The organism is Stenotrophomonas sp. BIO128-Bstrain (assembly GCF_030128875.1).
Classification (GTDB): domain Bacteria; phylum Pseudomonadota; class Gammaproteobacteria; order Xanthomonadales; family Xanthomonadaceae; genus Stenotrophomonas; species Stenotrophomonas bentonitica_A.
In genome coordinates, this window is the sequence record NZ_CP124620.1 from 1,104,497 (window position 1) to 1,125,698 (window position 21,202).

The following is a 21,202-nucleotide window of genomic DNA, read 5'->3' on the forward strand; positions in this document are numbered from 1 at the left end:
CGCTCACTGGAAGGTCACTAATGAAGAAGACTACACGCAGCCAGAACCACACCCACCCGCATCGTCTATTGTCGCTCTCGGTCTTTGCCTTCTTAGTGCCGTTGACCGGGTGCTCGACGCTGCAGCCCGATTTGAAACTGCCCCCCGCCCCGGTTGCGATGGACTGGCAGAGTGGCTCCAAAGATCAGCTGGGCAGTGACACCGATCGCCCATGGCAGGACATGGTCCGGAGTGAACGTGCGAGGAGCCTTGTCGAACTGGCGCTGGTCCAGAATCGAGACTTGCGAATTGCGGCTTTGAACGTCCAGAGGGCGCAAGCGCAGTATCGAATCCAGCGCGCCGCCTTGCTGCCCGAGGTTGATGGTGTCGGAACCGGCTCCTCTCAGCGTGCTCAGGCTCCTAATGGCTCCGGGGAATCCAGCGTCAGCCGGACGTACTCCGCCGATCTTTCGGTGGTTGCATGGGAGCTGGACCTCTTCGGTCGCGTGGCGAGCCTGAAGGATGCGGCGCTGCAGGACTATCTCTCAACGGAAGCCGCCCAGCGTGCAACTCGTCTAAGCGTTGTGGCTCAAGTTCTCGGCAGCTACGTGCAGCTGTGCGCGGATCTGCAGCGGCAACAGCTGGCACAGGAAACCCTTGCTAGTCGACAAGCGTCCTACCAGCTGCAGAACAGCCTCAATGCAGCAGGGCTGAGCTCGAGCGTCGAGCTCCGCAGAGCGAAGACGGAGCTTCACGAGATCGAAGATCAGACGCTGGAGGCAGTCGCTGCGGCAGCTCGAAGCAGGAACACCCTGGAACTCGTTGTGGGGTCACCCCTTGGTACCGTGGAAGGTGAACCCATCGCCGGGATCTTGACGGACGTGGTGCCAGGCGTGGGCGTTCCATCAGACCTGCTCTACCGACGCCCGGACATTCTTGCCGCAGAGCACCAGCTTCGTGCCGCGAACGCCAACATCGGAAGTGCTCGAGCGGCGTTTTTCCCCAGCATCACCCTCACCGGAAGCTTCGGATCGGCCAGCCAGGAGCTCTCCGGCCTGTTTGATGGCGGGACTCGCGCGTGGTCGTTCATTCCCCAACTCCACCTTCCAATCTTCAATGGAGGCCGTCTGCGGGCTTCCCTCAAGGTCGCCAAAGTAGATCGTGACAGGGCACTGGCGGACTATGAGAAGGCGATCCAAACCTCTTTCCGGGAGGTCTCCGACGTGCTTGCCGATCAAGCAGTGATCGGCGATCGAGTCCGCGCTCGCCGAGATCAAGTTGTGTCCGCAGATGAGGTCCTTGATGCAATCGGTGATCGGTACGAGGCAGGGATCAGCGATCAGCTGGAGTTGCTCGATGCCCAGCGAGGTCTCTACAGCTCTCAGCGAAGCTTGGTTTCGGCCGAGTCACGGCAGGTGCAGATCGCCATCGACTTGTATCGCACGCTCGGCGGCAATTGGGCAGCTGATCAAGTCACACCTGTTGCGAAGACGAGATGGTCTGAATCACGCCTCGAGAGGAGCATGCCATGATGCCGAACTTCAATGATGTTGCCGTCTTCTTTGACTTGAGCAGCACTGGCGAAAGCCTGCTTGCACTTGCTGGAGGGCTGGCGAAAGACAATCATGCCACCCTGATCGGACTGAGCAGCCTTCCAATTGACCCGTCCAGTCACGGCACCGGCTTCGCTCGTGGTGCTGCGATGGGGGACGTCATCCTGGCGCGGCAAGGCGACCAAGCTCGGCATGCGCAGTCCACCACCCAAGCGCTGCTTCTGGCAGGTGCTCGCGCTGGGGTTGCTACCGAAATGCACGTCGTAGACCACACAGAGTCCGAAGAAGCTGCCGCAGCGCACGCAAGCTATGCGGACGTCATGATCGTTGGACATCCCCTGGCAGTTGGTGCCCCCTTGATGTGGTCGCCCATTCTCTCTCTGGAGAGAAATGGCATGCCACTGCTGCTGGTGCCAGACGGACGGCCGCAAGGCCCAGTTGGTCGGCGGATTCTGGTTGGGTGGAATGGAACGCGCGCCGCGCGTCGCGCGATTGCTGATGCACTGCCGCTTCTTGCTCGGGCCGAGCATGTCGAGCTGCTCATGGTGGATCCCGTATTCGCGAAGGATCAGTCGGAAGAGCGCCCAGGTGCAGGGCTGGCGCTCTACCTCCAGAAGCACGGTGTTCCTGTAAGTGTTCGCCAGGTGGCGGCGGGAGGGGGCGGCGTGACAGAGGCCATTCTTGCCGCAGCGGTCGAATCAGAGTGTGATCTGGTCGTGCTGGGAGCCTACAGCCGACGCTCGCGTTACGTCGAGGCGCTTTTCGGTGGCGTGACCCAGTCATTCCTGGCCGGAACTCCGATCAGCCTCTTCATCTCGTGACGCTGTATGCCTCCAACCTCTGTTGACGCTTAGTGCCACTCGCCGGCTGCATCTGCGTCGTGCAGCTGGCGATGCTTCTACGGCCTGCCAAAGCTGTACAAGAATCGTGAATGGCCATCGGTCCCGCTACTTGGGGCGGTTGGTGTCGCGTGCTGCGCGGTTGATGAAGTCAACCAGTGGCTTGGCTGCCTTCCATGCCTGGACGATCTCGCTCGTAGCCTTCGGGCCTTTCAAGGCCGAATCGGTGAGAGGATGATTGAAGCAGTATCCTTTGAGCTTAAGCAGCTCGATCGCGGGGTGCTCAGCGGAGAAACCACGAGGAGCTTGCTGAAGCGTTCCGGAGGTGGTCAGACCCTCTGGAAAGTTGCTCTTGACAGCATGTGTAGCGAGCAGCCGGCGAAACTGCTGAGGATCAGCGGCAATGGCTTCTCGGACGGAGTTCAACGTCTCGAGAGGTGGGTTGAAAGCGCCCCCGCCGGCATAGCTTCTGCCAGGCTGCACGTGCAGGTAATAGGCCGCGACCGACGCAGCCTTTCCCATCGGATACAGCATGATGAAGAACTCACTCTTGTAGTCTGACTTGCCTTTAGCGAAGCGTGCATCACGGTTTAGGCGGCTCACACAGCGGCGAGGTTCGCCCTGATTGTCAGGGATCCTCTCGTCGACCCTGGTGCTCTCAGCGATGAGAGATATTGCTGCCTGAAGTACTTCGGCGCGAGCAGCATCGTACTCGCCTCGATGTGTGTCAATCCAAGCCTTAGTCCCGTCATTCTCGACACCTTTCAGGAACTTCATCGTGCGAGTAGTGATCATGTGAGCTCCGATATCAAGTGCTGGTGGCGGTGTGGATGGTAGTTGGCAGAGAATCTCGTTGGAGATCAAGGCAAAGCTGCTGTTGTTCCAGAGGTGGTGTCGTAGTCTGCGTAAGGGCGGATAGGGAGATGCCAAGTAGACGAATAGGGGTACCCTCACGGGCAAGCGTGTTCAAGAGCCGCTCGCTTATCAACGCCAAAGCCTGCTGTGAGCTGAGAGCGTCTGGTGCTGAGTGGCTCTTGGTGACCTCACTGAAGTCGGTGAACCTAACTTTTACTGTCACTGTCCGTGGGCGTGACTGACTGAGTTCGCACTTCGCCCAAACCTCCGCAGAGATCTTTGCGAGGGAGGAGCGCCTCGCACCGTCGTCAAGCAAAGCATGCTTGAACGATCTTTCAATGCCATGGGATCTGCGAGCGGAAGGCGGGCTGACGGGCCGTTCGTCGATACCTCGACAGACGTCGTAGAAGTACTGGCCGCCCCTCCCGAACTCATGCACCAGGCATTCAAGTGATGCTGCACGTAGCTGCTCTCCTGTTTCTATGCCAAGTGCGAGCATCCGTGCCTCAGTCGCCGGTCCGACCCCATGGAACTTGCCCACGGGGAGTGGATCGATGAACGGCTGTGCGCGGCCTGGAGGGATAACGAGCAGTCCGTTGGGTTTGCAATGGTCGGAGGCCAACTTGGCAAGGAACTTGTTGTAGGACACTCCAGCGGAGACGATGAGCTCCAGCTCTTTCCAGATGTCAGCTCGGATGCGTTTAGCTAGTGCGGTAGCCGACGTCTTCTCCGTCGTCTCCGTAACGTCTAGGTAGGCCTCATCAAGAAAGATTGGCTCAATGCATCCACTGTAGCGTGCGTAGATCTGATGTGCCTGAGCGCTCAAGGATTCATAGACATCCAAACGTGATTCGATGATCTCGAGCTGGGGCCAGCGTGCGATCGCGGATGCAGCACTAGTCCCGGCGCGAACACCGATCGCGCGGGCCTCGTAGCTTGCTGCTGCGATGATGCCCCAGCCTTTCGGATCGGTTACGGCGATGGGCATGCCGCGCAGCGCAGGATTGTCTCGTTGCTCGACGGATGCGTAGAACGCGTCCATGTCGAGGTGGACGATCTTGCGGATCTCAGCTTTGATCTCTTCAACGAGCTTCATCGCTTCGACCGGCTAAAGAACATGACTGGATCTCACGGGGCATGACCAAGGCTGATGCGCGAGCGGCTGAGCGACCTCTTCAGCCTGCTAAGGGTAGCATTTGATGCCCGCACCACAGCGAGCAGTTCCGAGAGGTCCCCGCGAGTGGCCAAACGAGTGGACAAGCAGGTGCAGCGCAAACAAGGCTCGTCTCTACTGTAGATTAACCACCACCTTGCCCTTGGCCCGGCCACTCTCGACATGGGCCAAGGCGCTCTGGGTCTCCTGGAACGGGAAAACCCTGTCGATGACCGGACGGATCGCACCAGCCTCCACCAGCGAGGTGATCTCGCTCAACTGCTGGCCGCTGGCCCGCATGAACACGAAGGTGTACGTCACGCCCTTCTGCTTGGCCTTGCTGCGGATGCCATGGCTGAGCAGGCGCATGACCTGCTTGAGCGGCCAGGCCAGCCCGCGCGCACTGGCAAACGCGGGCGTGGGTGGCCCCGAGATCGAAATGAGATGCCCGCCCGGCCTGAGGATCTGTAGCGAGCGGGTCAGTTCATCCTTGCCGAGGCTGTTGAGCACCACATCGTAGTCGCGCAGTTCCGTCGCGAAATCCTGCTGTTTGTAATCAATGACGACGTCTGCGCCGAGATCCTTCACCCACGCGACGTTGGCGGTACTGGTGGTGGTGGCCACGAAGGCGCCCAGATGCTTGGCCAGCTGGATCGCCACCGTCCCGACGCCGCCGGAGCCGGCCTGGATGAAGACCTTCTGCCCGGGTTTGAGCTGGGCGGTTTCGACCAGTGCCTGCCATGCGGTCAGTGCGACCAGGGGCAGCGAGGCGGCCTCCACCATGGTGAGGTTGCCGGGTTTGAGCGCCACCGAGGCAGCATTGACCGCAATGAACTCGGCGAACGTGCCGATGCGATCATCGTCGGGACGGGCATACACCTCATCGCCGGGTTTGAAATGCTGCACCCCGGCGCCGACACTGACCACCGTGCCAGCCATATCGTTGCCAAGAATCAGCGGCAGGCGATAAGGCAGGATCAGCTTGAACTCCCCGGTGCGGATCTTGGTGTCCAGCGCATTGACGCTGGCCGCGTGCACCCGGATGAGCACATCGTCATCGCGCAGCGGAGGCTGCGGGGCGTCGCCGATGCGGCCGGTCTCCTTTTTGCCATAACGGTCGATGAGGAAGGCTTTCATGGGCGGTGTGTCTCTGGTTGAGGGATGCCGTCGGGCTGCGGGGCAGGGAATGTGGTGGGCGCATCAGTTATCGAGGAACGCTAGCGCGTCCCGAACGAACTCGGCGTGATACTGGAATATCCCGCCATGACCGGCGTCGTCGTAGAGGACCAGCGTCGCATCGGGAATGCGGTGGGCCAGATCGCCACTGTTGGGCGTGGGGACCATGATGTCGCTGTCCCCATTCGCGATGAGCACCGGGATACGGATGTCGCCCAGGTCCTGGGGCGATTGCCTGCCCCACGCCGTGATCGCCTTCAGTTGCCGCAGGAACGCCCCGGGTGAGGCTGGCCTGTCGCGATCATTCGTGCGTTCCTTCAACCGTTGCAGGAACGCGGTTGCCGCCTGTCGGCTGCGGGCGCTGGCGGTGAAGAACAGGTAGTACTTGGGATCGCGCCGCGTCAGCAGGCCCTTGAGGATCAAGGGCCAGGACACGCGGCCCACCCGGTCGATACCGCGGCCACCCGCTGGCCCGGTACCGGTCAGGATGAGCCGACGCACCAGGTCGGGCGCGTCCAGCACCACCTGCTGCGCAACGAAACCGCCGAGCGAGAAGCCGAGCAGATCGACGCGGCCCAAGCCCATCGTGCGAATCAGCGCGATCGTGTCCTGCGCCATTTCCGCGACGGTTACCGGTGCTTTGCCACCTGATCCTCCAATGCCACGGTAGTCGATGGCGATGACCCGATGCCTGCTGGCCAGGCCATCCACGATGCGCGGATCGAAGTTGTCCAGCACCGCGCCCCAGTGATTAAGCAGGAGCAGCGGTATGCCGCCGCGCGGTCCGAGGTCCCGGTAGGCAAATGTGGTCCCACCGACGTCAAGGGTTTGGGTGGGGGACTCGATGTATCGCATGCTCAGTTCTCGCTACTTAGTCGGTAGGGGACATCGCGTGTTCACCGCGCTTGCAGGGGGCGGGGCGAACTAGGTAATTAAGCATTGACATCGACGACCGTGCGGCCTTGCACCTTGCCCGCAAGGATCTCGTTGGCCACTTCAGGAACCTCTGCCAAGCCAATCACCTTGGTTGTTCGCGCAAGCTTGTCTAGATCCAGGTCGGTAGCCAAACGCGCCCAGGCCTGTAGCCTCAAATGTTGAGGCGCATTGACCGAATCGATACCAGCTAGGGTGACGTTGCGCAGGATGAAGGGCAGGACGGATCCCGGGAGATCCGCACCTTGGGCAAGCCCAAAGGCGGCAACTACGCCACGATACTGGGTCTGTGCCAGCACGTTGGCCAGCGTATAGCTCCCGACCGAGTCGATCGCACCTGCCCAGCGCTCCTTGGAAATCGGTGCCCCAGGTGTCGACAAAACCTGACGGTCGATGATCTCGTTAGCGCCAAGCTCCCGGAGATAGTCTCCTTCATTCATACGCCCGGTCGAAGCGATTACGTGATAGCCGAGTTTGGACAGCAGAGCGATTGCCACCGATCCTGCGCCGCCGTTTGCGCCGGTCACCAGGATAGCGCCGCGCTCAGGTGTCAGGCCGCCATGTTCCAATGCCAATACGGACAACATCGCTGTGTAGCCTGCGGTCCCGATAGCCATGGCATCACGGGTCGAGAAGATTTCAGGAATCTTGACCAACCAGTCTCCGCTCACTCGTGCCTTCTGTGCGAAGCCGCCGTGGTGGGTCTGGCTCAGTCCCCAGCCATTGGCCAGAACACGGTCGCCGGCGACAATGCCCGGATAGCTTGAGGTTTCCACGACGCCGGCAAAGTCGATTCCCGGAATCAGCGGAAACTTGCGGATGACCGGCGACCGGCCAGAGAGTGCCATCGCGTCCTTGTAGTTCACCGTCGAGTATTCGACCGCGACGGTGACATCGCCTGGCATCTGGTCTTCCTCCTTGAAATCTACCAGGTGGGTCAGAATGGTCTCGCCCGTCTGGTTGGCGACGAGTGCTTTGAATGTCATGGTCATGTCTCCTTGATGGAAGGGGGGAGTGATGTCCTGCGCATCGCGCCGAGAGGTCAGAAGGACTGATGGAAACTCGCGTTCGTCGCCGAGGACGGTGTTCATTGGCGCGCCCGCATGCGTCGCGTGCGAAGCGTGCCCCAGCCGCTGCTGAGCGCGGACTTCAGGAACGCTTCTAGCCCACTCTCGTGGGGACGCGGCTCTTTGCCCTTTGCAACACGCCTGAGCTGGCGCGTATACCAAAGAATCTCCATGATTCCCAATCGGTCAACAGCCTTGAGACCGGTCTTGATCGGACGCACCTGTTGCAGGCTGTCGCGCCCTTGCAGCAAGGCCGAGGGGGCATCGGGATCGATCGCCAGCAGTCGCGCCAAGCCAATCAGATCCAGCGCACCGGAGCGAAGGGCTGCGTTCATGCCCGCGGCCGTACGGAAACCGCCAGTGACCATCAGCGGCAGTTTAACGGTGGCGCGCACCTTCTCGGCGAACTCGAGGAAGTACGCCTCTCGGGCTTCTGTAGACGCTTTCTTGGGGCCTTGCATCGCACCGTTCATGGCGGGCGCCTCGTAGGTGCCGCCGGAGATTTCGATCAGGTCGATGCCTGCATCGGCCAGTGCGCGGATCGTCTCGATCGATTCTTCTTCGGTGAAGCCACCACGTTGAAAGTCGGCCGAGTTGAGCTTTATTCCCACGGGAAAGCTGGCACCGACGTGGCGGCGGATTTCCGCATAGACGGCCAACACGAAGCGGCGGCGCTTCTCGGGGCTACCGCCCCACTCATCGCTGCGACGATTGTGGTGCGGGGACAGGAACTGGTTGATCAGGTAGCCATGAGCTCCGTGGATCTGCACACCGCTGAACCCGGCCTTCTTGCAGATGGCTGCACTGCGGCCGAAGCGCTCGACGATGTCCTGGATCTCCGACGTTGTGGCCTCGCGCGGGGTCGCGAAGAATGCCACCATGTCCTCACGGAACGGCACAGCCGACGGGGCTAGGTTGTGAGCGTTAAGGCCCTTGGTCGATTGTTTGCCTGGGTGGTTGAGCTGTGCCCAAATGGCCGTCCCTTGCCCGGTCGCCGCCTGTGTCCACTGCCGCAGGACAAGCAGGTCGGCCTCGTCCTCGATTACTACGTTGCCCGGCTCGCCAAGCGCGCGGCGGTCGATCATGACATTGCCTGTGATGATCATCCCCAGGCCCGACGCAGCCCACCTTGTGTAAAGCCGAACCAGGTCGGGTGTGGGGCGATTGTCATAGGTGCCCAAGGTCTCGCTCATAGCCGCTTTGACCAAGCGGTTGCGCAGCACGCTGCCATTGGGCAGGTGGAGGGGGTGACTAAGCAGATTTGTTTGCATGGCAAGCTCAGAACGCGGTGCGATCATAAGGAGAGATGACTTTCGGCGGCTGCAGGAACGCGGTCAGGCCTTGGAACCACATCACCTCCGAAAAATCGCCGCTGATGGTCAATTCCTGGCTGCCCAGACCCCGCAGGAATGCGGCTTGGCTGTCTTTGGCCGACAGGATCGCGAAGCCCTTTGCGGCATCGGTGAAGTTCAGTGTGAACTGAGGATTCTCTGCCAGGCCGGCCGCGGAGCGGAGCGTGCCATCGCCGATCACATAGTGGCGGCCCACGTTCGATGCGGTGCGGATCTGGAATACCACGTGCTTTCCGGCGATGTAGCGCGCACAGTCGGGGTTGCGCTTGATCTGTCTCTTCAGAAGCTGGGCGAATGCCCATAGCAGAAACTTGAACTTGAGCATGACAGGGGCCTTTGAATGCGGAATCCTGACTCAGGGGCGATTGACGTCGTGGCCGTCATTCGCCCAGGAAGCGAACCACGTGGTCCAGGAAGCGCTGCGGGTACTGGAACTGTGCGCCGTGCCCGGCATCTGGGTAGATGAAAAGCTGTGCGTTCGGCAGGTTGCGGGCCATGTAGAACGAATTGACGGTCGGAATCATCACATCGTTCACGCCGTTGAGGATGAAGGTCGGCTGCTGGATGTCGCGCAGGTAGGAAAAGGGGTCGTCTTCCGACAGCCTGGGCAGGTACAGCATGTTGGCTTCGATCTGGGCTTCGGTGACTTCGGGTGACGACGGTGGATCCTGGTCGACGCGCTGATGCCGTCGCTGCCAGAACTCGCGTGCGGCGTCCTTGGCCTGCTCAGATCGGCCGAAGAAGAGGTAGACGAAGTCTTCGAAGGTGGGAACCGGCCGTGGCGCTGTGGTCAGCACCTGCGGCTCCATATCCGGGACGCCGCCGCGCGGGCCGGTGCCAAGCAGCATCAACTTGCGCACTAGTAGAGGATGACGCCAGGTCAGGTCCAACGCTTGGAAGCCACCCAGCGAGAAGCCCAACACGTCGATTCTGTTTAACCCCAGCGCGCGAACGAAGGCGGCTGCGTCATCGGCCATGTCCTCGATGCGGGTTCGCGGCTGGCCACTGGACGAGGCAACACCACGGCCGTTGTAGAGAATGACTTCGCGGCCGTGGGCAAGGCCATCGGTCATCAACGGGTCCCAATGGTCCATGCCGCCGCGGAAGTGCTGCAGGAACAACAGTGGTGGCTGCGCGGAATCGGCATTGCCCCAGCGGCGGTAGGCGAATCGTGTGCCGCCGACATCGGCGAAACACGTGGGCGAGGAGAGATGGGTGTCGGTCATGTGGTTACCTGTTTAGGCGTTGACCAAGGGTGCTGGTCCAGCGGCCGGGGCTTCGCAGAGTGATGCCGCCAGAAGCGGCAGCGATCTAGATCAAGCGGCCGGTGTGTAGCGCTCGGCTACGTGCGCCTGTCGAAGATCCGAAAGCAACCCTTGACGCGCGTCATCCAGCGCATCCCAGCGCGCGGCATCATGCAACGGCGGGATCGTGACGCCTTCGCGGCGATCGAAGCCGACCAGTGCAGCATCCACCAGTTCATTCACGTCCATCAGCTCGGAAAGCGTGTTGACGTCGATACCCGCGCGCTCCCAGATCTCAGTACGCGTTCCGGCAGGCAAGACGGCCTGAACGTAGACGCCCTTCGGGGTAAGCTCCAGGCTCAGCCCCTGGGAAAGGAAGAGCACGAAGGCCTTGGTGGCACCGTAGACCGACATGCCGAACTCGGGCGCGAAGCCGACCACCGAACCGATGTTGACGATTGCACCTTTGCCGGTCTGCGCAAGGCGCGGCGCGATGGCACTGGCCAGCCTGACCAATGCGGTGGTGTTGAGGGCGACCAGGCCGGCGACCGCGTCGGTCGACTGGTTGATGAACGGACCGGACAGCGTGGCACCGGCGTTGTTGATCAGGGTTTCGATGCTGGCGTCCTCGCGCAGGCGAGCCTCGACTGTGGCCAGATCGCTGGGTTGGGTCAGGTCGGCAGGGAGAATGTCGACGCTGGCACCGGTTTGTTCGCGAAGGCGGGCCGCGAGAGCTTCCAGGCGCGCCTTGTCGCGGGCGACCAGTACAAGGTCGTGGCCACGCCGTGCGAAGCGATCGGCATAGGTGGCGCCAATGCCGGTTGAAGCGCCCGTGACGAGAACTGTGGTTCGAGTGGTCATGTGTTTTCTCTCTTGATCGAAAAGGGGAACCCATGCCGCGGTGTGCGGCATGGAGCAATCACTACTGGGCGCTGGAACCGGCGAGTGCCGGGTAGTCGATGTAACCCTCGGCACCGCCGCCATACAGCGTGGCTGGATTCAGCGGGGCCAGCGGCGCACCGGTCTTCAGTCGTTCCACCAGATCGGGGTTGCTGATGAACGGGCGACCAAAGGCGAACAGGTCGGCCTTGCCTTGGTTAAGTCGGGCGCTGGCCAGATCGAGGTCGTAGCCGTTGTTGGCCAGGTAGGTTTGCTTGAAACGGCTGCGCAACGCATCGAAGTCGAACGGTGCGGCATCGCGTGGGCCGCCTGTGGCTCCTTCCACCACATGCAGATAGACGATGCCCAGGGCGCTGAGTTGCTCGGCAATGTAGTTGTATTGCGGCTGCGGATCGCTGCCGGAACTGCCGTTGGCCGGCGAGACGGGCGAGAGGCGCACGGCGGTGCGGTCGGCACCGATTTCCTTCACCACGGCAGCCGTGACTTCCAGCAACAGGCGCGCCCGGTTCTCGATGGAGCCGCCGTAGGCGTCGGTACGGGTGTTGGACCCGTTCTTGATGAACTGTTCCAGCAGGTAGCCGTTGGCACCGTGGACCTCGACGCCGTCAAAACCTGCGGCGATGGCGTTGGCCGCCGCCTTGCGGAAGTCCTCGACGATGTCGGGAAGCTCTTCGACTGCAAGCGCACGCGGCACGGAGGTATCGGCAAAGCCATTGTTGACGAAGACCTTGGTCTCAGCACGGATCGCCGATGGCGCGACCGGGGCGGCGCCGTCGGGCTGGAGATCCACGTGGGAAACCCGACCGACGTGCCATAGCTGGACGAAGATCCGACCGCCCTTGGCATGAACGGCATCGGTCACTTCGCGCCAGCTTTCGATCTGTGCCGAGGTGTAGAGGCCAGGTGTGTCCTGATAGCCTTGCGCCTGCGGCGAGATCTGCGTTGCTTCCGTGATCAGCAGGCCGGCCGAAGCGCGCTGGCTGTAGTAGGTGGCGGCGTGTTCGCTGGGAACCAGGCCTGCACCCGCGCGATTGCGCGTCAACGGTGCCATCACGATGCGGTTGGAGAGTTTGAGTGAACCAAGGGTGTAGGGCTCGAAAAGCGTCTTGTCAGTCATGATTTATCTGCAGTGTCGGCGGTCAGGGAGGGGCGAGGATGTGCCATGAAATCACTCCTCCAGGAACTGGATCGCGTGTTTCAGGAAGCGTTCGGGATACTGGAACTGGGCACCGTGGCCGGCGTCGGGGTAGATCAACAGCTGTGCGTTGGGAATGTTCTGCGACAGATGCCAGGCGTTAATAGTCGGGATCATCACGTCATGGACGCCATTGAGGACCAAGGTCGGCTGGCTGATCGCGCTGAGAAAGGCGTAGGGGTTTTCGCCCGGCAGCGGCTGCAGGTAGGCGGCATGCGCCTCGCTCTGGGCTTGGGCGACGGCCATGGAACTGGGGGGATCCTGCTCAACGCGCTGGTGGCGGCGCTCCCAAAAGGCCAGGCCTGCCTGCCTGGCGGCTTCTGAGCGACCGAAGAACAGATACAGGAAGTCCTCGGCCGTCGGCACCGGATTGGGCGCGACCTCCAGTACTTTGGGCTCCATCTTTGGATCGCCACCACGCAGGCCGGTACCGAGAAGAAGCAGTTTGCGAACCAGTTGCGGGTGACGCAACGCGACTTCCTGCACCTGGAAGCCGCCGATGGAGAACCCCAGTAGATCGACCTGGGGCAGCCCAAGGGCCTGGATTACCAAGGCGATGTCGTCCGCCATGTCCTCGATCCGGTTACGGGGCGTGCCGGTCGAAGAAGCAATGCCGCGGCCGTTGTAGAGGATGACTTCGCGGCCCGCAGCTAGGCCGTCGGTCAGTAGAGGATCCCAATGGTCCAAGCCACCTCGGAAATGCTGCACGAAGAACAGCGGGGGTTGTCCGCTGTTGGCGTTGCCCCAGCGGCGATAGGCAAAGCTCTCACCGTCTACTTCGATGAAGCGGGTGGGCGCACTCAGGTGTGTGTCGGTCATTTGCAGAATCCTCTCGGAAGCAGGTTGCGCAATGATGTCGATCATCATCTTTAAAGTCAAGCACTTTGATGTTGAGTGACATCAATGTATAGTGTTGCTGTACCTAAAGGCACATTTAGAGAGATCCAAGGCATGAAAGTCACCAAAGCGCAGATGCAAGCCAACCGAGCGCATATCGTGAAGACGGCCTCCCATCTGTTTCGCGAGCGGGGCTATGACGGCGTCGGAATCGCCGATCTGATGGGGGCCGCAGGCTTCACTCACGGTGGCTTCTACAAGCATTTCGGGTCCAAGGCTGACCTGATGGCGGAAGCTGCGCGCTGTGGCTTTGAGCAGGGCACCGCCAAGGCAGAGGGCTTCGATGCACAGGCGTTCGTTGGCTATTACCTGTCTCGAAAGCATCGGGACGATCGTGCTGATGGTTGCACCGTCGCCGCGCTGAGCGGAGACGCGGCGCGGCAGCCGGAGTCCACCAAGGAGGCTTTTGCGGCCGGCATCGAAAGCATGCTTCATGGGCTTGCAGACGGGGTAGGCGCGCAGGACGGCAGTGGGCGCGAGCGCAACTTGCGAGCCCAGAGTATCGATACAATTGCTCAAGTTGTGGGCGCATTAGTGCTGTCCAGGGCGTGCCCTGATGATTCGCCGCTTGCCGATGAGATTCTGGATGTTTGCCGCGCCGCAGTTCTCTCAAGAACATCTGCGTCTGCTGGTGCGTAGAATCGCCTCGCGCTATTGCTAACAGTAAACGGGAAGCAAGGCAGCAAATGCTGATTTGAAGGAAGCCGGATCAGTGAACTCAGCCGATGAACGCCTTGAGCAATCAATCAAAGGCTCAGTGCAACTGCACAGTTCCGAGACAGAAGGTCAGCTGTCCCAAACGACGTCTCCATGCGGGCACGTGGTGTCACCACACGATTCATCGTCGGAATGTGGAAGAACACCTCCGTTAGCCCCTTCCTTCAGTTCGGAAGAGGTCGGCGAGGGAGGTTGCGGATCGATTTCAACGATTTCAGATGGAGAGCAATCTCAGGATTGCAGTTCGATGGGTTGCAATCATTGGCTCAAACCCTCACCCCCAGCCGCGCACCCTGGTTAGGGATAGTGATGCTCGTGCCGGGGAGCAAACAAGCGGCGTACGAGTCTGATTGACCTGGCACGCGGTGCAGACGGCACTTGATCTGGCTCCGGAGCGGTCGCGAGCGGTTCATCTCAAATCGATCTTCGCTGCGATCAGCTCTGAGGGGGGTGCGGTGAGCAGATCACCTTTAAGCACGTTCAGGTTGGGTTGTAGTCTGTCGAACGCGGCATCTCTTCAAAAGAGAGGCTTCCGCGGTCCTGGTTGTGGAGCGCTAGGGATTGATCTCTGCGGTAGCGGCGCTGACACCGTTGAAGAACGAGTTCAGAACAAGATCGTGCGCACTCACTGGAGCCACTCGACCAAGGCTTACTGCCCGAGTCGCACCGTAGACCGCAGAGCCATAGAGCTCGTTCATCCACGATGCTGGCATGTCGATGCGAAGGAAGCCTTCCTTCTGGCATCGGAGAAAGAATGACTCCATCCTCTCGTCGAAAAAGCGCCATTCCGGCATTGCGAAATAGAGGGCGCCTCTGGCTAAGGCCTCTTCCACGCTATGCGTGAAGAAGAAGCTGTACACGTCGCGATGCTGCAGGAACGCTTGAGTGACGTGAGAGAGACAGCCATATGGCTTGCCGTTCTCTAGATCTGCCTCATCTAGGGTGCGCTTCATCAGAGACACCGCGTAGCCGGTGAGTACCGAAAGAAGCTGTTCGCGCGTCGGAACAAATCGGTATAGCGTCGCACGGCTTATGCCTGCGGCCTTGGCGAGTTCTTGCAAACTGCTCCGGGGGCGCAGGGCCAAGGCGGCTGCAATCCGCTCGATTAGAGCCTCATCGTTACTCAACGCCATGAAAATGATCTCGACACTTGACGCGGTGTGGTTTTGGTGCGCCTGCATCATACCAGTTGAGCTTTAGATGGGTGAAGTGAATCAATGATGATTCATATGAGATCAATCAGTATAGTCCGGGTAGTGAGGTCAAGCGATCTCGGGCCGCACCTGACGAGTCACGGCCTGGTGTCGCAGTCGATAGTCGTTTCAGGCACTCATCCACGCTGAAGAAAGAGACGCATGGAGGCTCATCATCTTGGGGTGTAGACAGCAGCGTGATGACTCTGATGGCTTGCTTCGTATCCGTTCGTCCACGCCTTCAGTGAGGTGCTTCATTTGGACTCTGAACGGTATTGATCGTCTGAAGAGCGACGGGACATCGAGTCGGTACCGGCCTCACACACTCCGGATCACGACTCTTCACTACTAAAGAGATAAGACATGAGTAAGGAAATTAGCTTCGAAAACAAAGTCATCGTGGTCACAGGCTCAGGCAGGGGGCTGGGCCGTGCCTATGCCGTTGAGTTCGCCCGTCGCGGCGCCAAAGTCGTTATCAACGACTTCGGCGGGTCCCGCGTCGGCGAGGGTTCGTCAACGACGCCTGCCGAAGAAGCGGTAGCGGAGCTCCTCGCATTGGGCGCGGAAGCCGTTGCAAATTATGATGACATTTCACAAGAAGCCGGCGCCGCAAACCTGATCAAGGCGGCAATTGATGCTTTCGGTCGAATTGACGTCATTGTCAATAATGCAGGTATTGCGGGTGGTTGGCCTCTGCTTGAGTCGCCGAACGAACTGTTTGAGCGATTCTGGCGCGTTCACTTGCTGGGTAGTGTCAATGTCACACGCGCAGCCTGGCCGTACTTCATCAAGCAAGGCGGCGGGCGAGTGGTCAACATCACTTCAGAGGCTGCCATGTGGGGCATGGTGGGACAGGCCGTGTACGGCAGTGCCAAAGGCGCGGTCAACGGTTTGACCAAAGTGCTTGCTCTCGAAGGTGCCCCATTCAACATCGCAGTAAACGCCATTGCACCCGCAGCCTACACTCGGATGCAGGCAGAAGTGATCACCGACCCCGTGCACAGCGAGTTCGCGCGAAAGTCGATGACCGCAGAGCTGGTGGTTCCTGCGATCGTTTTCCTTGCGCATGAGTCTGCAAAGGTCAACGGCCAGATCTTCGGTGCTTACTCCGGGCGAGTGGGCCGTGTGATCACCGGCGCCGTCCCAGGCTATTACGACGCGAACATGACGGTCGAAACACTTCGCGACAACTGGGACGTAGCAGTCGGCGGCGTGGAGGATGTTCTCATCCCAGCAGAGCTGCTTGAAGCAGGTCCTCTTCTTACAGAAGCGGCAATGAAAAACCGCGAGAATGCTCCACAGTAATGTGATCTGATCTTTCACAGCTTGGAGGTCCGAGCGTGTAACCGTTGCTCACGCTGGCCAACAGGAACGGTGTTGTAAGACAGGAGCACGCTGCCCAGATCGCCCTTCGGGGTGAACTGGGCATGCGGCTCGGTTTGAAGGCGGAAGCAAGGCTTGAGATCCTGATGGGGAGCAGGTCCATGGAAGAGCCTGCGCTAGCAGTAACGGATGGTAACGGCGGTGGCGGTTGGCCTCTTATCTGAATCCGAAAGACCAACGGATATTTGTGGCGATGATCAAGTCATAGAGTCTGGACTTGCTAGACCAAGATTGATCCGGAATCCCAGCCTTTCCTTGCTCGGGATGCGCTCCTGGTCGATCTGACGCGCGTCAACCCTAGCGAGCAGTGCCAACCCTGCCGAGCCGTTCAGCAGCTTTCCACGCACTCTCCTGAGCTAGGATACCTTTCCGCCAAAGCTCTATTTTCAGCCATGAAGCTGGTTCCCGCCGTCGTGGCGCATTGTGACTGGAGCATCGCCGACCGAAAGCGATGGATGGCAATAGCGGTCAAAGAAGAATCCGGCTGGTCCATTCTTCGGCCTCGCTTGGTCGGCCAAACCGCGACGATGCTTGATCGCTTGCGCGCTGCTGCGCGGACGTCGGGATCGGTTCTTGTGGGCTTTGACTTCCCTATTGGAGTTCCGGAGGCCTACGGAAAGCTAACCGGTCTGAGCGGATTTCGCGAAGGCCTGAGCGAGTGGGGAAGAGGCAGCTGGGAGCGCTGGTTTACCGTTTGCGATGAGTCAGAGCTGGTTGATTTCCGACAGCCCTTCTATCCGTCCAGGCCGGGCGGACGGCGACTCTCCCATCTCACAGATGGCCTAGGCCTGAGTCGCCATGAGCTCCTTCGAAAGTGCGAGCGTTCCACTGACTACCGGGCAGCTGGCTGTCCGCTGTTTTGGACCTTGGGCGCCAATCAGGTGGGCAAGGGGGCCATCTCCGGCTGGCAGGAGTTGTTGATTCCGTCGCAACGAGAAATTGCGCTCTGGCCGTTCGACGGAGCGCTTGAAGGTTTGGTTGAGCAGCACGCGATCGTGGTCTGTGAGACCTACCCGGCCGATGTCTATCACCGCTTGGGTATCGCCCGTGCGCCGAGATGGAGCAAGACAGCGGCGGCCGGTCGGGCGTCCGCCGGGGTGGCTATCGAGGGCTGGCTGACGGCTTTCGCAGGTCGCTCCGAAACGGGTCTTGTCGCGGATCTCCATGCGGGATTTGGGTCTGGATCTGACGCTGAGGACAGATTCGATGCAGTGATCGGGCTCCTAGGAATGCTTGATGTCGTTGACGGGAGGCATGCAGAGGGACCTCTTCTAAGCGCTGCGGCGTTGCAATGGGAAGGGTGGATCCTCGGCCAAGCAGTAGGCAAGCAGGGCGCCGAGTGAGGCTCTTTGTCAATGTGTCAGACCAAATGTCTGTCTGGTCGAGTGCCGTGTCGAATGAGCGGGCGAGCAAGTGGAGACCGTTGCGCACAGAGTGGTGGTACACACGCTGACTGGACGATTGCGTCACCGCTGAGGGTGGGGGCGCTCCCTTGAGGTCGGCGATAAAATAGACCAATCAACCGAACTTAGTGGGCGGCCTATGTGTTGGGTATGCGAAGGGAAGAAGACAAAAAGTGTGTCGACTGATGAGGATTGGGATCTCTATCATCGAATTCTTCACGGTCGCGCTGGTGGCAAGACGTGGAAAGATGCAGAAAAGGAAGAGGCAGATGCCTGCCCCGTTCTTGGGAAGAAGCCCAGTAGCGAGAAGGGTGATGGAGACGCCAGCCGGGCACGTGTTGCAGCCTCCCCTGAGCGGTGAGGCTGCCTAGGTCCGGGAGCCTAAGGATCTAGTTCGCAGGACTCCCCGGATTGCGCAAGCGCTGAATGGTTCTCTGGCTGGCCGGGGATCACTTACCTAGCACTGCCCCGTGGACGGTGTCGAGCACCTTCCTCAGCTGGCCGACGTCGACTTGGCCTGGTGCGGATGGTGTACCGATCATGCCGAAGGTCAGATCGCTGCCGAACACTTCGCCAGACAATCGCGTAATGGCGCCCACTCCGCCCATCGACATCGTCAGTTGGGGTTTGTCTGAATAGGTGGCGCGCATCTGAGAAGTGGCGTCTAGAAGCACGAGCACGTCGGCAGGACTCTGAGGCATCACCGCAATCTTCAGGATGTCGGCACCCAGTTGATCCTGACGGCGCAGGCGCGCGATGATCTCGGCTGTCGGTGGCGTCTTGTGGAAGTCGTGGCTCGACATGACCACCTTGATCCCTTTGGCATGTGCCTCGGTCACCAGGGCCACCACCACGTCCGGGGCACGAAACATCTCCACATCGAGAAGGTCGATGAAACCGGCTTGGATCAGCTTGATATAAAGCGCGCTGTAGTCAGCGTCGGTGATCGGCTTGCTGCCACCCTCTGCCTGGGTGCGGAAGGTCACGATCATCGGCTTGTTGCGCGCCGCCACCGCGACCTGCTTGCCCAGCGCGGCGATGCGGACTGGGTCGGTGGCGAAGTCAAGATAGTCAATACGGAACTCGATGAGATCGGCATCGGCATTCGCGCCGATGATGCGAGCCTGTGCCAGTACCTGTTCAGCGTTTGCACCGGTCGTCGGCACGATAGTTTTCGGTGCGCCTTCGCCGATCACCGTGGTGCGGATGGTGAAGGGATCGGCGTGGCGCAGTGTTACCGGCGCGGCAGCTGCGCTCGTGGCTGCTGCTGCGGCTGCCATGGCGGTGGGAGCACCTACTGCGAGTAGTGGCAGGGCGAGCAGGATGGAGGCGGCAGCACGCTGCGTGATGGTCTTCATAGGATGACTCCAGTGGTTGCGAAAATGCGAATCAGAAGTTGACCTTGGCCTGCAGGCCAAGCGTGAGCACGTTGTCGGTGTTCCTGTAGCGGAAGGTGCCGGGGTTGGTGATGTATTGCACGTCGGGCCGCAGCGACAGCCATGGCTTGACCTGGAAGGTGTAGGCGAGCTCCCACAACTCTTCCGCCTGGTTGAGCTCCCAATCGGTGTCTGTGATCAGGCCTTGGGCTTGTTGTTGCAGCTGCTGCTCAAGCAAATGGCGGTTGATCGAGGCGCGCACGTAACCCAGTGCCACGCGATCCTGCGGGCGGCTGTGGAACACCCCCTGGTAGACCATGCCGGCGGAGACCCAGCGGTGCATGACCGAGGTCTGCTGCGACTGTTCGGTGTACTGTGCGAAGACGCTTAGGCCGCCGTTGACCGCGTTGTTGGTCAGCTTCTGGTCGGTCATCACGTAGCCGCCTTCGCGCCGGCGTGCGGTCTGGTCGTTGCGGCTGCCGATCATCTGCTTGTCTGAGGTGTCGTAGTAGTAGCCGATCTTGTAGTGACCCGGGTAATGGCCTCGGTCGGCGGTGCCCGGTGCCCATTCCACTTCCACCGGATACAGGTGGCCCGTAGTGCCCTTTTCATGCAGGCTCCAGCGGTTCTTTTCCAGGTTGTAGTTGGTGTTGACCAGCACCATGCCGGCGCGCACGGTCACTTCCTGCGTGGGGTGCATGGTCACATGTGTGGCCCAGCGCGGACGTGGCCAGTTGGTCCAGCCCGAGCTTGTGGACAGCGAGATGGGATGGGCGCAAAGTGCGGCGTTCACGAAGTTGGTCATTATCTGGTTGATGCCAAAATCATTGCCCATCACATAGTAGCCGGCCTTCCAGTTGAGCCTGCCGGTGAAGAAGTTCTGGTCATAACTCAACTCGGTAAGCCGGGTGAACTGGTCGCTGTAGATCTCCTGGATGGGCATGTAGTCGTTGCCGGCTAGTTCGCCAGAGGTGCTGCGGCCGCGACGATCGTTGACGGTCAGGTGGAACCGCGCGTCGCCCCAATAGTCGGTGAGCTTGCCCATGTCCAGGTCGACACCGACTTGGGTCTGGAAGGCGTTGCGTGCGCTGTGATCGAGGCCGCCGTCGACCACGCCCATGGCCTCGGTGATGAAGCCACCGCGGAAGGACACGCCATTGGCGGCCCATTCGCTGCGCTTGCCATCCCAGTCACCGGTCATGCTCTTGCCGGTGTACAGGTCGTCAGCGGCCTGCGCATGCTCAGCGAAGGCGGTGGACGCAAGCATCGCGGCAACCGTGCAAACCAGCGCGGTTGCCAAGGGCGAGTGCCGGGGCAGGGAACGGGGGAAGGAACAGGTGTTCATGCGCTTGCCTTGGAAGAAAGAGGAGAGAGAGGAAGGAAGAAGTTGGCGTAGTTTCAGCTGCGGCGGCGCGACGGCGCGCGCAGCGCGATAACACTCCACAGCGCTAGGACCAGGTAGGTGAGCAGGCTCCAGGCAGGCATCGACAGCCCCAAGAAGGTCCAGTCCACCACCGCACATTCGCCTGAGCCGGTGAGGACTTGGCGGAGCACATCGAGCAGTGGCCAAGCCTCGAGCATGCTGGCCAGGTCAGGACCGCATGCGGGCACTCGGTCAGCCGGCAGCAATTGCAGCCATATATGCCGGGTGGCAATACCTGCACCGAGCAGGGCGATGACCACGCTCAGGGCGATGTAGCCGCCGCGTACTGCTAAGGAACGCGGCGAATGCAGGCTGCCCAGGAAGTACACGGTGGCCAGCGCCATGAACGCGCCGCGCTGTAGGGTGCACAACGGGCAGGGCCTCAGTCCGCCAAAATATTGCGTGTACAAGGCGTACAGCAGCACCCCGGCACAACCGAGTAGGCCGGCCAAGAACCGCTGCTGGAAGCTCCATATCAGCGGATTGAAGGCGTAACGGGTCCACGGGCCGCGCATGTCGATAGCCTTTGGAAGGAGGAGGGAGGCACCACGCCGGGTGGGCGCG

The 21,202-nt window shown here is 60.7% G+C and carries 20 protein-coding genes; 5 read left to right on the plus strand and 15 right to left on the minus strand.

Annotated elements, in window-relative coordinates; genetic code table 11:
* The first annotated feature begins 20 nt into the window (after window positions 1-20).
* Both POS15_RS04950 and POS15_RS04955 read left to right on the plus strand, forming a co-directional pair.
* Complete coding sequence (locus tag POS15_RS04950; RefSeq protein ID WP_284129111.1) at window positions 21-1,511, plus strand: TolC family protein; 1,491 nt, start codon at window positions 21-23, stop codon at window positions 1,509-1,511.
* The gene (locus tag POS15_RS04955) at window positions 1,508-2,353 is read left to right on the plus strand and encodes a universal stress protein (protein WP_284129112.1); all 846 of its coding nucleotides are present in this window, start codon (window positions 1,508-1,510) and stop codon (window positions 2,351-2,353) included. The genes POS15_RS04950 and POS15_RS04955 overlap by 4 nt, the downstream gene beginning before the upstream one ends.
* A 126-nt stretch (window positions 2,354-2,479) precedes the next feature.
* Here the strand turns inward: POS15_RS04955 and POS15_RS04960 are convergent, their stop codons facing one another.
* The 11 genes from POS15_RS04960 to POS15_RS05010 form a co-directional block, all read right to left on the minus strand.
* Complete coding sequence (locus POS15_RS04960; RefSeq protein ID WP_284129113.1) at window positions 2,480-3,166, minus strand: DUF2461 domain-containing protein; 687 nt, start codon at window positions 3,164-3,166, stop codon at window positions 2,480-2,482.
* Window positions 3,167-3,179: 13 nt separating this feature from the next.
* A complete protein-coding gene (gene dinB / locus POS15_RS04965; protein ID WP_284129114.1) occupies window positions 3,180-4,322 on the minus strand; it encodes a DNA polymerase IV in 1,143 nt (380 codons plus the stop codon).
* A 192-nt stretch (window positions 4,323-4,514) separates the two neighbouring features.
* Window positions 4,515-5,516: an NADP-dependent oxidoreductase gene (locus POS15_RS04970; RefSeq protein ID WP_284129115.1), complete on the minus strand. Its 1,002-nt coding sequence runs from the start codon at window positions 5,514-5,516 to the stop codon at window positions 4,515-4,517.
* 63 nt (window positions 5,517-5,579) lie between these two features.
* Window positions 5,580-6,410: an alpha/beta hydrolase gene (locus tag POS15_RS04975; protein WP_284129116.1), complete on the minus strand. Its 831-nt coding sequence runs from the start codon at window positions 6,408-6,410 to the stop codon at window positions 5,580-5,582.
* A 77-nt stretch (window positions 6,411-6,487) separates the two neighbouring features.
* Window positions 6,488-7,474 carry an MDR family oxidoreductase gene (locus POS15_RS04980; RefSeq protein WP_345782489.1) on the minus strand — a complete coding sequence of 329 codons (987 nt, stop codon included), beginning with the start codon at window positions 7,472-7,474 and terminating at the stop codon, window positions 6,488-6,490.
* A gap of 101 nt (window positions 7,475-7,575) precedes the next feature.
* Window positions 7,576-8,853, minus strand: coding sequence for an NADH:flavin oxidoreductase/NADH oxidase family protein (locus POS15_RS04985; protein WP_284129118.1), 1,278 nt, complete (start codon window positions 8,851-8,853; stop codon window positions 7,576-7,578).
* The gene (locus POS15_RS04990) at window positions 8,834-9,232 is read right to left on the minus strand and encodes a hypothetical protein (RefSeq protein ID WP_284129119.1); all 399 of its coding nucleotides are present in this window, start codon (window positions 9,230-9,232) and stop codon (window positions 8,834-8,836) included. The genes POS15_RS04985 and POS15_RS04990 overlap by 20 nt, the downstream gene beginning before the upstream one ends.
* Before the next feature lie 55 nt (window positions 9,233-9,287).
* Window positions 9,288-10,133 carry an alpha/beta hydrolase gene (locus POS15_RS04995; RefSeq protein WP_284129120.1) on the minus strand — a complete coding sequence of 282 codons (846 nt, stop codon included), beginning with the start codon at window positions 10,131-10,133 and terminating at the stop codon, window positions 9,288-9,290.
* Between the two features lie 90 nt (window positions 10,134-10,223).
* A complete protein-coding gene (locus POS15_RS05000; protein ID WP_284129121.1) occupies window positions 10,224-11,012 on the minus strand; it encodes an SDR family oxidoreductase in 789 nt (262 codons plus the stop codon).
* A 61-nt stretch (window positions 11,013-11,073) separates the two neighbouring features.
* Window positions 11,074-12,168, minus strand: a complete 1,095-nt coding sequence (locus POS15_RS05005) for an alkene reductase (RefSeq protein WP_284129122.1) — start codon at window positions 12,166-12,168, stop codon at window positions 11,074-11,076.
* A 51-nt stretch (window positions 12,169-12,219) separates the two neighbouring features.
* Entirely contained in the window at window positions 12,220-13,113 is an 894-nt protein-coding gene (locus POS15_RS05010; protein WP_284129123.1) for an alpha/beta hydrolase, read from the minus strand.
* A gap of 84 nt (window positions 13,114-13,197) precedes the next feature.
* Here POS15_RS05010 and POS15_RS05015 point away from each other — a divergent pair, with 84 nt between their 5' ends.
* Entirely contained in the window at window positions 13,198-13,782 is a 585-nt protein-coding gene (locus tag POS15_RS05015; protein ID WP_284129124.1) for a TetR family transcriptional regulator, read from the plus strand.
* Window positions 13,783-14,414: 632 nt separating this feature from the next.
* On the opposite strand, the gene POS15_RS05020 is transcribed toward POS15_RS05015, so the two are convergent.
* Window positions 14,415-15,044 carry a TetR/AcrR family transcriptional regulator gene (locus POS15_RS05020; RefSeq protein ID WP_284129125.1) on the minus strand — a complete coding sequence of 210 codons (630 nt, stop codon included), beginning with the start codon at window positions 15,042-15,044 and terminating at the stop codon, window positions 14,415-14,417.
* 372 nt (window positions 15,045-15,416) lie between these two features.
* On the opposite strand from POS15_RS05020, the gene POS15_RS05025 reads away from it, so the two are divergent.
* Both POS15_RS05025 and POS15_RS05030 read left to right on the plus strand, forming a co-directional pair.
* Window positions 15,417-16,358, plus strand: coding sequence for an SDR family NAD(P)-dependent oxidoreductase (locus tag POS15_RS05025; RefSeq protein WP_284129126.1), 942 nt, complete (start codon window positions 15,417-15,419; stop codon window positions 16,356-16,358).
* 470 nt (window positions 16,359-16,828) lie between these two features.
* Entirely contained in the window at window positions 16,829-17,779 is a 951-nt protein-coding gene (locus POS15_RS05030) for a DUF429 domain-containing protein (protein WP_284129127.1), read from the plus strand.
* A gap of 509 nt (window positions 17,780-18,288) precedes the next feature.
* Here POS15_RS05030 and aroD read toward each other — a convergent pair.
* The 3 genes from aroD to POS15_RS05045 all read right to left on the minus strand — a co-directional run bounded on the left by aroD (window position 18,289) and on the right by POS15_RS05045 (window position 21,153).
* Complete coding sequence (gene aroD, locus POS15_RS05035; protein ID WP_284129128.1) at window positions 18,289-19,197, minus strand: type I 3-dehydroquinate dehydratase; 909 nt, start codon at window positions 19,195-19,197, stop codon at window positions 18,289-18,291.
* 31 nt (window positions 19,198-19,228) lie between these two features.
* A complete protein-coding gene (locus POS15_RS05040) occupies window positions 19,229-20,482 on the minus strand; it encodes a carbohydrate porin (RefSeq protein ID WP_284129129.1) in 1,254 nt (417 codons plus the stop codon).
* 131 nt (window positions 20,483-20,613) lie between these two features.
* The gene (locus POS15_RS05045) at window positions 20,614-21,153 is read right to left on the minus strand and encodes a disulfide bond formation protein B (RefSeq protein ID WP_284129130.1); all 540 of its coding nucleotides are present in this window, start codon (window positions 21,151-21,153) and stop codon (window positions 20,614-20,616) included.
* Between the last annotated feature and the right edge of the window lie 49 nt (window positions 21,154-21,202).

Bases quoted from the DNA above. Each gene is read 5' to 3' on its own strand.
- POS15_RS05015 (WP_284129124.1), top strand. From the start codon at position 13,198: ATGAAAGTCACCAAAGCGCAGATGCAAGCCAACCGAGCGCATATCGTG.
- POS15_RS05025 (WP_284129126.1), top strand. From the start codon at position 15,417: ATGAGTAAGGAAATTAGCTTCGAAAACAAAGTCATCGTGGTCACAGGC.
- POS15_RS04950 (WP_284129111.1), top strand. From the start codon at position 21: ATGAAGAAGACTACACGCAGCCAGAACCACACCCACCCGCATCGTCTA.
- POS15_RS04955 (WP_284129112.1), top strand. From the start codon at position 1,508: ATGATGCCGAACTTCAATGATGTTGCCGTCTTCTTTGACTTGAGCAGC.
- POS15_RS04975 (WP_284129116.1), bottom strand. From the start codon at position 6,410: ATGCGATACATCGAGTCCCCCACCCAAACCCTTGACGTCGGTGGGACC.
- POS15_RS04970 (WP_284129115.1), bottom strand. From the start codon at position 5,516: ATGAAAGCCTTCCTCATCGACCGTTATGGCAAAAAGGAGACCGGCCGC.
- POS15_RS04960 (WP_284129113.1), bottom strand. From the start codon at position 3,166: ATGATCACTACTCGCACGATGAAGTTCCTGAAAGGTGTCGAGAATGAC.
- POS15_RS05040 (WP_284129129.1), bottom strand. From the start codon at position 20,482: ATGCTTGCGTCCACCGCCTTCGCTGAGCATGCGCAGGCCGCTGACGAC.
- POS15_RS05030 (WP_284129127.1), top strand. From the start codon at position 16,829: ATGAAGCTGGTTCCCGCCGTCGTGGCGCATTGTGACTGGAGCATCGCC.
- POS15_RS05000 (WP_284129121.1), bottom strand. From the start codon at position 11,012: ATGACCACTCGAACCACAGTTCTCGTCACGGGCGCTTCAACCGGCATT.
- POS15_RS04995 (WP_284129120.1), bottom strand. From the start codon at position 10,133: ATGACCGACACCCATCTCTCCTCGCCCACGTGTTTCGCCGATGTCGGC.
- POS15_RS04980 (WP_345782489.1), bottom strand. From the start codon at position 7,474: ATGACATTCAAAGCACTCGTCGCCAACCAGACGGGCGAGACCATTCTG.
- POS15_RS05020 (WP_284129125.1), bottom strand. From the start codon at position 15,044: ATGATGCAGGCGCACCAAAACCACACCGCGTCAAGTGTCGAGATCATT.
- dinB (WP_284129114.1), bottom strand. From the start codon at position 4,322: ATGAAGCTCGTTGAAGAGATCAAAGCTGAGATCCGCAAGATCGTCCAC.
- POS15_RS04990 (WP_284129119.1), bottom strand. From the start codon at position 9,232: ATGCTCAAGTTCAAGTTTCTGCTATGGGCATTCGCCCAGCTTCTGAAG.
- POS15_RS04985 (WP_284129118.1), bottom strand. From the start codon at position 8,853: ATGATCGCACCGCGTTCTGAGCTTGCCATGCAAACAAATCTGCTTAGT.
- POS15_RS05005 (WP_284129122.1), bottom strand. From the start codon at position 12,168: ATGACTGACAAGACGCTTTTCGAGCCCTACACCCTTGGTTCACTCAAA.
- POS15_RS05045 (WP_284129130.1), bottom strand. From the start codon at position 21,153: ATGCGCGGCCCGTGGACCCGTTACGCCTTCAATCCGCTGATATGGAGC.
- POS15_RS05010 (WP_284129123.1), bottom strand. From the start codon at position 13,113: ATGATGATCGACATCATTGCGCAACCTGCTTCCGAGAGGATTCTGCAA.
- aroD (WP_284129128.1), bottom strand. From the start codon at position 19,197: ATGAAGACCATCACGCAGCGTGCTGCCGCCTCCATCCTGCTCGCCCTG.